Consider the following 11,205-nt stretch of genomic DNA (forward strand, 5'->3'; position numbering starts at 1 on the left):
CTCCCCTCAGACCCCCACGGGCGAGGCGCGACGCCCCGCCCGGATCCGTCAGCCCACCGTGTCCAGGAGCCGGGCGGTGTGCATCCGCCCGGCGTACTCGACCAGGCGGATCAGTACCTCCTTCCCGGAGTCCCGGTCACGCGCGTCGCAGAGCACGACGGGTGTGCCGCGGTCCAGGTCGAGGGCCCGGGACACGTCGTGCGCCCCGTACGCACGCGCGCCCGTGAAGCAGTTGACCGCCACCACGAAGGGGATCTTCCGGTGCTCGAAGTAGTCGACCGCCGGGAAGCAGTCCTCCAGGCGTCGTGTGTCGGCGAGGACCACGGCCCCGAGAGCGCCCTGCGACAGCTCGTCCCAGAGGAACCAGAACCGGTCCTGGCCGGGCGTTCCGAAGAGGTACAGGGAGAGCCCGGAGCGGATCGTGATGCGGCCGAAGTCCATGGCGACGGTCGTGGTGGTCTTCTGGTCGACGCCCCCGGTGTCGTCGACCAGTTCACCGGCCCGGCTGAGCTGCTCCTCGGTGCGCAGGGGCCGGATCTCGCTGACCGCGCCGACGAGGGTGGTCTTGCCCACGCCGAATCCGCCGGCGACCAGGATCTTCAGCGCGAGGGCGGAGGTGTCCGCGTCTTCTCCCGCGCCGGTGCTCTCAGAGCGCTCGTAGGCCATCGATCACTTCTCTCAGGATTCTCTCGTCAGGGAGCTGTGCGGGCGGTACGGGTCGGCTGACGCGCACGAAGCCCGATTCGAGGAGGTCGCCGAGGAGGACCCGGACGACGCCGACGGGCAGGTCGGCGTCGGCGGCGAGTTCGGCCACCGACTGCGTCTCGGCGCGGCACAGGCTCAGCAGGGACCGGTGCTCGGGGCCGAGCAGGGCTTCCTCGGCCGCTCCGGGCGGCTCGTCGTCCACGACGACGAGGGCGATGAGGTCGAACCGTACGTTGCTGGGGCCGGGCTTGGTCCGTCCGCCGGTCATCGCGTACGGGCGTACGAGCGGTCCCGCGTCGGCGTCGTACCACTGGCTGCCCGGCAGAGTCGGGCCGTCGCCGGTGCTGTCCTCGTTCATGGGCTTCTCCGGGTCAGCCGGCGGCCGGCGGGGTCACCGTGAGGCGCGGCGGGGTGTGCAGGTGCTCGCCGACGCGCTTCACGAGGCGGGCCATCTCGTAGGCGATGAGGCCGATGTCGGCGCTCGCGGAGCTGAGGACGGCGAGACAGGAGCCGTCTCCCGCAGCGGCGACGAAGAGGAACCCGTCGTCCATCTCGACCATCGTCTGACGGACTCCGCCGGTGTGGAACTGGCGTCCGGCCCCCTTGGCGAGGCTGTGGAACCCGGAGGCGATGGCGGCCAGGTGCTCGGCGTCCTCACGGCTGAGCCCGTTGGAGGCGCCCACGGCGAGCCCGTCGTTCGAGAGCACCACGGTGTGGCGGACCTCCCGGACCCGCATGACGAGGTCGTCGAGGAGCCAGTCCAGTTCGCCGGACCGGTGGTACGAGATCCGCTCATGGTCGATCATGCGTCGTCTCCTTCGGAGCGAGGGTCGAGGGGGGCGGTGCCGTGGCCGGGATCGCGGCCCGTGCCGGTTCCGGAGCCCGCCCCCAGGGGGCGCCGCGTGCCGGGGGCGGGACCACCGCCCCGCTGCCATCCGTCCCGGTACGCCGTCATCCGGTCCCGGACCTGTTCCGGGGTCCGTGCGTCCGTGCCGGGCGCGGCCGGGGCGGACACCGGCGTCGGGGCCGGTGCCTCGCGCAGCTGCGGAACGAGACTCGCCTGCCGTACGCGACGGGGCAGTTCGCCCTCGGCATCGCCGTGCCCGGGGGCGTCGGAGAGTGCGGCGGGCGGCTGCTCCCGCGAGGGCGTCGGTACGGAGGCGGCGCGGCGGCGCAGCTCGGTGACTGCGGTCGGGGCTGAACCGGGCCCGGCCTCCGGCCCGGCTCCTCGCTCCGCACCCGGCTCCGCTCCGGCCTCCGGCCGTGGCGCCGGTGCGGGTACGGCGGCAGGGCGCGCCGGTGGCTGCGGGCGGGGGGCCGGCGGGGTCGGCGGCGTGCCTGGGGGCCGCGAGCCGTCGGTCTGCTGGGCCAGGATTCCCGTGCGGTCGCCGGCCGCCGACGGCGCGGCGGTCCGGCGTCCGGGCGCGACCGGCGAGGCCGGATGATCGGGCAGCGCGGGACCCGTCGAGGCGGTCTGCGGCAGTTGGGGCCGGCCGAAGCGGCGGGCCTCGGCGCGGTGCGCCTCTTCGCGCTCCCGCGCGACGCGCACGCTGTCGGTGTGCGTCGCCCCTTCGGGTCGGCCTACGGTCCGTGCGCCCTCGGCACCCGGAACGCCCGGCATTGCCCGGCCGCCGTGCCCGCCGGACGCGTCCGTACGGGGGTCTCCCGCGCGCGGGGTTCCGGCGTGGGGTGTGTCGGGGCCGATCGCCGACGCGCCGGGGCCGGGTGGCAGCGCGCCCTGGAGCAGGTCGGTCGGGAGCAGTACGACGGCGGTCGTACCCCCGTAGGGCGAGGTCCTCAGGTGGACCCTGATGTCGTGGCGGGAGGAGAGACGGCTGACCACGAAGAGGCCGAGCCGGTCGCTGTCGAAGAGGTCGAGGGCCTCGGACTGGGCGATACGGGCGTTCGCCTCGGCGAGGGTCTCCCTGCCCATGCCGAGCCCCCGGTCCTCGATCTCCAGGGCGTAGCCGTTGCCGACGGGTTCGCCGCTGACCCGGACCTTGGTGTGGGGCGGGGAGAACTGTGCGGCGTTCTCGATGAGTTCGGCCAGGAGGTGCGTGAGGTCGGCGACGGCTCCGCCGACGACGGCCGTCTCGGGGAGCCGGCGTACCTCCACGCGCGCGTAGTCCTCGATCTCGGAGACGGCGGCGCGGACGACGTTGGTCAGGGGGACCGGCATGCGCCAGGCGCGGCCGGGGGCGGCTCCGGAGAGGATGATCAGGCTCTCCGCGTGGCGCCGCATGCGGGTGGTGAGGTGGTCGAGCCGGAAGAGGTCACCGAGCTCGTTGGGGTCGTCCGCGCGCCGTTCCATGCTGTCCAGGAGGTTGAGCTGGCGGTGGACGAGGACCTGGCTGCGGCGGGCCAGGTTGACGAAGACTCCGGAGATGCCGCTGGCGAGTTCGGCGCGTTCGACGGCGGCGGAGAGCGCCGCGCGGTGGACGGTGGTGAGCGCCTCGCCGACCTGGCCGATCTCGTCCTGGGAGACGGGCCCGGGCGGGGCTTCGGCCTGGACGTCGATCTCCTCGCCCGCGCGGAGCCGGCGCATGGCGGCGGGGAGTTTGCGGCGCGCGATGCCGAGGGCGGTGTTGCGGAGGCTGACGAGCTCGACGACGAGGCCCCGGCCGATCCGTACGGAGATGACGAGCGAGGCGGCGACGGCGGCGAGGCCGAGTACGACCGCCGCGCCGCCCGCGGTGAGGGCGCCACCGGTGAAGGGGTCGGCGCGGTCGGCCGCCGCACCGCGCGCGTGGGTGTCGATCGCGGCGAGCCCGCCACGTACGGCGGTGAGGGGGTCGTCCCACTCCGTGGAGGTGACCGCCTGCGCGGCGGGGCGACCCGCGCTCGCGGCGCTGACCAGGTCCTCCGCCCGGGTGAGCCGGGTGTGGTCGGTGCCGGCGGAGAGCCGGGCCCAGGCGGTGCGCTCGGTGGCGGGCAGGTCGGCGGTGGCCGAGGCGGTGAGGAAGCGCCGGGTCTCGACAGCCCCGGAGAAGGCGCGGAGCCGGTCCGCGGTGAGCCGGCCGGTGAGGTGGGCGGAGCTCAAGAGCGCGTCCTCGCGGGACAGCATCTCACCGGCCCTGCCGAATTCGAGGAGTACGCGCGCGTCGGCGCCCTGGACAGCGGTGAGGGCGCCGCCCACCGCGAAGGCGGCCTCGATGGTGTCCGTGTACTCCTCGTAGACCTGATCCCAGTCCGCGCGCCCTTCGGCCGCCGCCGTGCGGAGCCGCGCGAGGCCCTCGACCTTGCCGACGAAAGCGCTGACCCGGCCGGCGACGTCGCCGGGCAGGTCTCCGGTGTCGCCGACGGTGTGCGCGCCGTCCAGGCGGAGCCGGTCGACGGCCTCGTCAGTCCTGCGGATCCGGTCCTTGAGCTCCGCGGCCCGGGTGGCTCCCGGTGCCGCGACCTGCCGTACGGCGGCGCGCCGTTCGGCCTGGAGGGCGGCGAGGGCCTCCGCCGCCGGCTCGCGGATCTCCGCGTCGACACGCCGGACCTGGCGGAGTCTGGCGACGTCCTGCGCGGTGGTGACGGTGGCGAAGCCCCACAGGGCGAGGAGCGAGACGACCGGGACCATCAGGAGCGAGACGATCTTGGCGCGGACCGTACGCGGGCGCAGCCCCTGGAACGCGGGACGGACGGGGTTCGCGTCTGCGTGCCCCACGGTCGGGGAGGCCCCGGGCGGCCGCTCCCCCGGCTCTTCGGCGGGCGGACCGGCGTGTGCGCGCCGCCCGCGCGCGGTCGCCGGTGGCGGCGGCGTGGCCGCCTCGGCGTCCTTGGTCCTGCGGGGAGTTCGCATGGCTCCTCGTTCCGGCTGTGTCTGTCTCTGGTGCGGTGTGGCGTACGTCTGTGGGCAGGTAGGTCAACGGGATCGGGGCTCAGCTCGGAGGCGTACGGGCCGCCTGCGCCGTGCGGAAGCCGGGTGGTGCGACGTCGACCGCGTGCTCGTCGGGTTCGGTGAGGCGTCCGGCGGAGGCGTACGCGGCGCGTTCCCCGGCCGTCGGGGAGAGGGCGACGAAGGCGGAGGTGATGAAGAGGTACGAGCCGAGGCCGACCGCGAGCGGGAAGATGAACTGCATGACCGTGGCTCCCGGGAGCGCCGCGCCGGAGGGGACGACCTCGACCCGCACCGCGAACATGCCGGTGTAGTGCATGCTGCTGACGGCCGCGCCCATCACGAGCGAGGCGACGGCCACGGCCACGGGTGCGTGGATGTGCAGCGCCGCCCAGAGCGCGGCCGTGGCGGCGACGACGGCGATCAGCACCGAGAGGCCGACGAGCAGCGGGTCGTAGCGCACCTGGCCGTGGAGGCGGAGTGCGGCCATGCCCGTGTAGTGCATGCTCGCCACGCCGATGCCGGTGGTCAGACCGCCGATCAGGAGCGAGCGGACCCGGTCGCGTCCGTAGCCGACGGCGAAGACGCCGACGCCGACGACGGCCATCGCGATGACGAGGCTGAGGATGGTGAGCGGAACGTCGTAACGGATGTCGGTGCCCGTCACGCCGAATCCGAGCATCGCCACGAAGTGCATCGTCCAGATGCCGGTGCCGATCGCGGAGGCGGCGGTGATCAGCCAGTTGCGCCGTGACCGCCCGGTCGCGTCGAGTGCTCGAACGGTGCAGCGCAGTCCGAGGGCGGCGCCGATGCAGGCCATCGCGTACGACAGCGCGGGTGTCAGCCAGCCGAAGGTGGCGTGGTCCAGGTGTCCCATGGCTCAGGGACGCTAGTGCGCATCGGGGGGCGTACTAGGGCCGCATTTCGAAAGCTGCTGGAATATGACAGAGAGATGGTCCCGAACGATCAGGCCGAGCTCGAACGTGCACTCAGAACGTTCACCCGTCCGGGTGCGGCTGAGTGCGAGATCATGAGTGCATGAGCGATGACCCCACGCACGTACGAGAGTTCTTCGGCGCCCGCGCCGCCGACTGGGACAGCCGGTTCCCCGACGACGGTCCCGCGTACGCCGCGGCGGTGGGCGAACTCGGGCTGCGCCCCGGCGACGCGGTTCTCGACGCCGGCTGCGGGACCGGCCGCGCCCTTCCGCCGCTCCGCGCCGCCGTCGGTCCCGCCGGCACCGTCCTCGGGGCCGATCTCACGCCGGAGATGATCGAGCGGGCCATCGGAGCCGGACGCGCCGGAGAGGGTGGCGGGACGCTGCTGCTCGCCGATGTCGGCCGGCTGCCGGTCCGCGACCGCGCGCTCGACGCGGTCTTCGCGGCGGGCCTCATCTCACATCTCGCCGAACCCGTCGCCGACCTGCGGGAACTCGCCCGGGTCGTGCGGCCCGGGGGCCGCCTCGCCCTGTTCCACCCGATCGGCCGAGCCGCCCTCGCGGCCCGTCACGGCCGGCAGATCACTCCGGACGACCTGCGCGCCGAACCCCGGCTGCGACCCCTGCTCGCCGAGGCCGGCTGGCGACTCGACAGCTACGTCGACGAAGACGCGCGTTTTCTGGCGCTCGCCGTCCGCGAGGGCTGAGCCCACCACCGGCGCCGCCGGCATCACCACCCCATCACGTCCGGCGTCGGGCTCCCGAAGGGCAGCGCACTGCGGGCGAGGGTCCGGAAGGCGCACGCGCGGATGGTCGGCGGCAGCTCCTGGAGCCAGGCCGTCGCGCTACAGCGTGCGGACCCGCCTCCGCTCACCGACCGAGCCCGGCGGACACGCCCCCACACCCACCACGGGCTCCAACGCCCTCTTCTTCACCGGCACTTCACTGTCTACCGTGGAGATGCCGGGCAGTCGTGCCCGGGAAAGGCGGCGAGCCATGGCACGCGTTCCGGAAAGACTGCGCAGACTCCTCCCCTCCGGCCGGAAGGCGCCCGAGGCCACCGCGCCGGCGCCACCGCGCCCCCGCCAGGGACACAACCTCTTCGAGGCGGCAGCCGAGTACGTGGCCGCCTGTGCCGAGGACGACCCGGTCAGGGCGGAGGAGGCGGCGAACCGGGTCTCCCCCGGCATGCTCTCGTTCGGTGTCAACGAACTGGCGTGCCGGGCCCTGATCACTCTCGCCCGGGAACGGAACCAGTCCCCGAGCACCGTGGCCCGCTCGCTGCTCGGCCTGCGGGACCAGCCGGCAGCCCCGCGGGCCGGAGAGGGCTGACGGAAGCGGTACGAAGAGGCGAGGTTCCGTGGCGGAGACCCTCGACGTGCGGGTTACCCACTGGTTAAGGTGCGCCGACGACCAGATGGGGAGGATGCCGTGGCTGGGACGGACCCGATCGCCGAGGCCGACGCCGACGCGCTCTTTGTGCTGACCGCGGCACTCCTGACGCCCGGGTGTTTCCCGAGCGTGCTCGGTGACGACTATCCGGCGGCCTGTGCGGCGCTGGGCCTTCAGCCGTACGCCGAGGGGTACGGGCTCGTGTTCGGCCAGGACGGTCACGGGGCCCGCTGGTCGGTCGTCGTCGACGACGTGTCGCTCGTCGCGGTGGCGATCTCCTCCTGGGACTGCGGCATGGCCTACGACCTCTCCCCCGACGAGCGTTCGGTGGTGACCGTGCTGCCCGGCTGGCCGCTCCCCGTCGCGACCGTCGCACCCGGCGTCCCGGCCCCGCACGACCCGGAGCCGGAGGAGGGCGATCCCGCGCCGCTGGTCCCGCCGTCCGGCGAGGTGTGGGGGCCGGCGCAGCGGCGGCTGGGCGCCGACGAGGTGGCGCTTCAATGGGACCTCTGGCGGGCGCGGGCGGGCGACGCGGGCGTGGACGGAGCGTCGGCACAGGCGGCGGTTCCGGGTACGGAAGCCCCGGGAGGGCCCGACAGTCCGGCGGCGGAAAGCGCACGGACACAGGACCAGGCCACAGCCCCCGGCCCGTACAACGGGGTCGGGAAGGCCCTGGACGACCTGCGCGGCTATCTGGAGGAGCCCCCTCCGGTGGGGCGGGTACGATCGGCCTCCGGGACGATCCGGGCCGACGGTCCCGGCTGGTCGCTCGTGGCCAAGCCCGACGACATGGCGTTCGTCCTCCTCGACGAGTTGCCGCGCGAGGTACTGCCCGTGGCCCGAGGACCCCGGCTGCCCGCCCTCCTCGAAGCGCTTGACGCGATGGCCGTTCGCCCCTCCTGAGGTCCCCGGCCCGTTCCACCGCGTCTTGAGTCCCCATAGGGCGAGGACGCGAGGTGTGGTTCGGAGCCATGGCCCGGCGGCAGTGGTGCGCCGCACGATGTGGCGCCGCACCCTTTTCCCGTCGTCCCACCGGAGGCTCACCATGCGCCTGCTCCCAGGCGTCTCCCTGTTCGCCGCGCTCCTCACCGGGGTCACGGTCCTCGGTCCCGCGAGCCCCGCCGGGGCCGAGGCACCGGCCGCCGCGCACTGCGCGCGTCAGAACCGCATCCATGTACCCGGCGCCGAGCGCCAGCAATCCGCCTGTCTGGGCGACCTGACGACCAGCGGGCTCGCCGGCACCCCGTACACGGACCTCGCGGACCAGGCCGGTCTGGCCGCGAAGGCGACCCGTAACCCTTCGGGCGTGCCCGGCGTCCAGGTCGACGGCTACTTCCCCGACGACTCCCGCCTCAACGCCACCCACGGCTGGGCCCACGACGCGCAGTTCGTCATCCGGCTGCCCGACCACTGGAACGGCGGGCTCGTCGTCACCGGCGCCCCCGGCAGCCGACGGCAGTACTCCACGGACGCGCTCATCTCCGACCAGGTCCTCGCCCGCGGCTTCGCCTACGCCGCCACCGACAAGGGCAACACCGGACCGGACTTCTTCACCGACGGGCGGGAGCCGGGTGACGCGGTCGCCGAGTGGAACCGCCGGGTGACCGAGCTGACGCGAGCCGCCGGGAAAGTCGTACGGCAGCGCTACGGGCACGCGCCGGAGCGCACGTACATGACCGGGATCTCCAACGCCGGCTACCTCACGCGCTGGCAGCTGGAGAACCGTCCCGAGCTGTACGACGGCGGGGTCGACTGGGAGGGCGTGCTGTGGACGGCTCACGGCCCGAACCTCCTGACGAGCCTGCCGGTGACGGTCGCCCGGTCCCAGGGCCTGGCCACGGACGAGGACCTGATCGCGGCGGGCTTCGCGCCCGGCTCGCGTTTCCTGTGGCCCTACCATGAGAAGGCCTACTGGGGTCTGACGCAGAAGCTGTTCCGCGCCGAGTTCGACCCCTCGTACGACCCGGCCTGCCCCGGCTCCACGGCGGGCGGGAGCGTGGAGCAGATCTTCGCGCCCTGTGTCTCGGACGCCGCCTACGACTACGCCTCCCGGCCGGCGTCCGTCCACCGCGCGGTCGCGAAGGTCGCGCTCACGGGGCGGATCGGCAAGCCGCTCATCACGCTCCACGGCGATCTCGACACGCTGCTGCCGATCGCCACGGACTCCGACGTGTACGCGGGGATGATCGACGCGCGGGGCCGCGGCGGACTGCACCGCTACTACACGGTGCAGGACGGGACGCACACGGACGGCCTTTACGACACGTATCCGGAGCGGCTGCGGCCGATCCTGCCGTGCTACCGGTCCGCGTTCGACGCGCTGACGCGCTGGGTCGAGGAGGGTACGGCGCCACCCGCTGACCGTACGATCACGCGGCCCGCGGGCGGTGACGTGGTCAACTCCTGCGCTCTGGAGGAGTGAGCGGGCCCGGGTGACTCAGACCCGCTCGAGGGGGCGGTGCGGCTCGGCCGGCAGTTCGGCCCGGACGGGGTCGCCGGGCCGCACCTCCCCGCCGGTGAGGACGATGCCCATGATGCCCGCCTTGCGCACGATCTCACCGTTCTCGTCGCGGCCGAGGACCTGCTTGAGCAGTCCGTGCTGGAAGTTGTCGATCTGCGCACAAGGATTGCGCAGTCCGGTGACCTCGACGACGGCCTCCGCGCCGAGGTGCAGCAGCGTCCCGACGGGCAGGGCGAGAAGGTCGATCCCCCGGGTGGTGACGTTCTCGCCGAGATCGCCGGGGGCGACCTCGTAGCCGGCGCAGGCGACCTCGTCGAAGAGTTCGGCGTGGATGAGGTGGACCTGACGCAGGTTGGGCTGCGAGGGGTCCCGCTCGACACGGGACCGGTGCTTGACCGTCACGCCCGCGTGCACGTCGCCCTCGACGCCGAGCCCGGCGAGGAGGGTGATGCCGTCCCTGTTGGGCTTGGTGAACGAGTACGCGCCGTTGCTGCTGACCGTGGTGACGGTACCGCTGCTCATGGTGAGAGGTCCCCTTCTCCGCCGTTCCGGGCCGCGACTCAACCGCACTCCCGGACCGATGATCACATCACGCCTCGCCACACGACCCTACTCGGCGCTCTCCGCACGGAGCGGCGCACCCACGTCGTGGAGATGGCCGAGGGCCTGGCGGTACGAGTCCACGAAGCCGGTCTCCGTGTACGGGACACCCAGCGCGGCACAGTGGGCCCGGACGGCGGGCTGCGCCAGGCGGAGGTTCGGGCGCGGCATGCTCGGGAAGAGGTGGTGTTCGACCTGGTAGTTCAGGCCGCCGAGGAACCAGTCGGTCAGGGCGCCGCCCCGGATGTTGCGCGAGGTGAGCACCTGGCGGCGCAGATGCCCCCAGCTGTCGCCGTCCGCGTGCTCGTCCGGCCGGTCCATGCCCTTGTGGTTGGGGGCGAACGCCATGCCGAGGTGCACGCCGAGCAGCATCTGGTGGACGAGGGCGAAGACGAGGGCCTGGGCGGGCGTCAGGAGCGTGAGGAGCAGCGTCGCGTATCCGGCGAAGTGGGCCAGGAGCAGGGCGCCTTCGACGAACCGCTCACGCCGGGTGCGGCACGGGCCGTCCTTCGCGATCAGTGCCTGGACTCCGTACACCTTGAGCGCGATGCCCTCCAGGGTGGTCAGCGGGAAGAACAGCCAGGCCTGGTGGCGGGTGAGAAAGCCGCGCAGGCCCGTGCGGCCCGCCGTCTGGTGCTCGGCGAAGACGAGGATGTCGGCGACGACGTCCGGGTCCTTGTCGAGGTGGTTGGGGTTGGCGTGGTGGCGGTTGTGCTTGTCGTTCCACCATTCGCGGCTCATGCCGAGGAGGAGGTTGGCATGGACGAGCTGGAGGATCCGGCTCGTCTTGCGGTCGGCGGTGATCTGGGCGTGGCCGGCGTCGTGACCGACGAAGGCGGCGCGCGCGGAGAACAGAGCGAGGGGGACGGCGAGCAGCAGGGCCCACCAGGAGGGACCGGCCAGGGCGAGCCCGGCCACCACGGCGGCGATGCCGAGGAGGTTGACGACGATGCCACGGGCGTACCAGCCGGGGCGGTGTTCGAGGAGGCCCTGTTCCCTGACCGTCCGAAGGAGCGGGGTGAACTCGCTTCCGCCCCTGGCGCGGGCGGGCGCCGTGCGAGGTGCGGCGGCCGGGGGCGGAAGGGTGGCCGTGGCCTGGGACATGGCGGGCTCCGGTTTCAGTCAGGGAGTGAGGCGAGGGTCGTGGGTGCGGTGGATGCACCCTCTGTGGGCGCCTACTGAGAACGTACGGACTGGTGATCGTCCGGGGCCATGGCGTCACCACCCGTCCACTGGCGGGGGCGCACCGGGGGGCGGGGGTGGGGGGAGCCCTACCCCTCCGCG

The 11,205-nt window shown here is 73.4% G+C and carries 11 protein-coding genes; 4 read left to right on the forward strand and 7 right to left on the reverse strand.

All coding sequences use genetic code 11. From position 1 onward, the window contains the following. Positions 1–48: 48 nt before the first annotated feature. From ACZ51I_RS06055 to ACZ51I_RS06075, 5 genes are all read right to left on the reverse strand, one after another. Positions 49–666: a GTP-binding protein gene (locus tag ACZ51I_RS06055; RefSeq protein ID WP_468871847.1), complete on the reverse strand. Its 618-nt coding sequence runs from the start codon at positions 664–666 to the stop codon at positions 49–51. After that, positions 647–1,063 carry a DUF742 domain-containing protein gene (locus ACZ51I_RS06060; protein ID WP_468871848.1) on the reverse strand — a complete coding sequence of 139 codons (417 nt, stop codon included), beginning with the start codon at positions 1,061–1,063 and terminating at the stop codon, positions 647–649. Before ACZ51I_RS06060 ends, ACZ51I_RS06055 begins: the two co-directional genes overlap by 20 nt. Positions 1,064–1,076: 13 nt before the next feature. Beyond that, on the reverse strand, positions 1,077–1,511 hold the full coding sequence (locus ACZ51I_RS06065) for a roadblock/LC7 domain-containing protein (protein ID WP_468871849.1): 435 nt from the start codon (positions 1,509–1,511) through the stop codon (positions 1,077–1,079). Beyond that, entirely contained in the window at positions 1,508–4,495 is a 2,988-nt protein-coding gene (locus tag ACZ51I_RS06070; RefSeq protein WP_468871850.1) for a sensor histidine kinase, read from the reverse strand. Before ACZ51I_RS06070 ends, ACZ51I_RS06065 begins: the two co-directional genes overlap by 4 nt. 79 nt (positions 4,496–4,574) lie before the next feature. Beyond that, a complete protein-coding gene (locus ACZ51I_RS06075) occupies positions 4,575–5,408 on the reverse strand; it encodes an MHYT domain-containing protein (RefSeq protein ID WP_468871852.1) in 834 nt (277 codons plus the stop codon). A gap of 161 nt (positions 5,409–5,569) precedes the next feature. Between ACZ51I_RS06075 and ACZ51I_RS06080 the strand changes: the two genes are divergently transcribed. The 4 genes from ACZ51I_RS06080 (at position 5,570) to ACZ51I_RS06095 (ending at position 9,282) form a co-directional block, all read left to right on the forward strand. Further along, entirely contained in the window at positions 5,570–6,175 is a 606-nt protein-coding gene (locus tag ACZ51I_RS06080; RefSeq protein WP_468871853.1) for a class I SAM-dependent methyltransferase, read from the forward strand. A gap of 289 nt (positions 6,176–6,464) precedes the next feature. Then, positions 6,465–6,800, forward strand: coding sequence for a hypothetical protein (locus ACZ51I_RS06085; protein WP_468871854.1), 336 nt, complete (start codon positions 6,465–6,467; stop codon positions 6,798–6,800). A gap of 99 nt (positions 6,801–6,899) precedes the next feature. After that, positions 6,900–7,763, forward strand: a complete 864-nt coding sequence (locus ACZ51I_RS06090; protein WP_468871855.1) for a hypothetical protein — start codon at positions 6,900–6,902, stop codon at positions 7,761–7,763. 142 nt (positions 7,764–7,905) lie between these two features. Then, a complete protein-coding gene (locus tag ACZ51I_RS06095; RefSeq protein WP_468871857.1) occupies positions 7,906–9,282 on the forward strand; it encodes a 3-hydroxybutyrate oligomer hydrolase family protein in 1,377 nt (458 codons plus the stop codon). Positions 9,283–9,297: 15 nt separating this feature from the next. On the opposite strand, the gene ACZ51I_RS06100 is transcribed toward ACZ51I_RS06095, so the two are convergent. Together ACZ51I_RS06100 and ACZ51I_RS06105 are read right to left on the reverse strand one after the other, a co-directional pair. Continuing rightward, positions 9,298–9,843, reverse strand: coding sequence for an MOSC domain-containing protein (locus ACZ51I_RS06100; protein WP_468871858.1), 546 nt, complete (start codon positions 9,841–9,843; stop codon positions 9,298–9,300). Between the two features lie 87 nt (positions 9,844–9,930). Further along, positions 9,931–11,025: an acyl-CoA desaturase gene (locus tag ACZ51I_RS06105; protein ID WP_468871860.1), complete on the reverse strand. Its 1,095-nt coding sequence runs from the start codon at positions 11,023–11,025 to the stop codon at positions 9,931–9,933. Between the last annotated feature and the right edge of the window lie 180 nt (positions 11,026–11,205).

It is taken from the genome of Streptomyces sp. NPDC034084 (genome assembly GCF_055575535.1).

Bases quoted from the DNA above. Each gene is read 5' to 3' on its own strand.
- ACZ51I_RS06055 (WP_468871847.1), bottom strand. From the start codon at position 666: ATGGCCTACGAGCGCTCTGAGAGCACCGGCGCGGGAGAAGACGCGGAC.
- ACZ51I_RS06060 (WP_468871848.1), bottom strand. From the start codon at position 1,063: ATGAACGAGGACAGCACCGGCGACGGCCCGACTCTGCCGGGCAGCCAG.
- ACZ51I_RS06065 (WP_468871849.1), bottom strand. From the start codon at position 1,511: ATGATCGACCATGAGCGGATCTCGTACCACCGGTCCGGCGAACTGGAC.
- ACZ51I_RS06070 (WP_468871850.1), bottom strand. From the start codon at position 4,495: ATGCGAACTCCCCGCAGGACCAAGGACGCCGAGGCGGCCACGCCGCCG.
- ACZ51I_RS06075 (WP_468871852.1), bottom strand. From the start codon at position 5,408: ATGGGACACCTGGACCACGCCACCTTCGGCTGGCTGACACCCGCGCTG.
- ACZ51I_RS06080 (WP_468871853.1), top strand. From the start codon at position 5,570: ATGAGCGATGACCCCACGCACGTACGAGAGTTCTTCGGCGCCCGCGCC.
- ACZ51I_RS06085 (WP_468871854.1), top strand. From the start codon at position 6,465: ATGGCACGCGTTCCGGAAAGACTGCGCAGACTCCTCCCCTCCGGCCGG.
- ACZ51I_RS06095 (WP_468871857.1), top strand. From the start codon at position 7,906: ATGCGCCTGCTCCCAGGCGTCTCCCTGTTCGCCGCGCTCCTCACCGGG.
- ACZ51I_RS06100 (WP_468871858.1), bottom strand. From the start codon at position 9,843: ATGAGCAGCGGTACCGTCACCACGGTCAGCAGCAACGGCGCGTACTCG.
- ACZ51I_RS06105 (WP_468871860.1), bottom strand. From the start codon at position 11,025: ATGTCCCAGGCCACGGCCACCCTTCCGCCCCCGGCCGCCGCACCTCGC.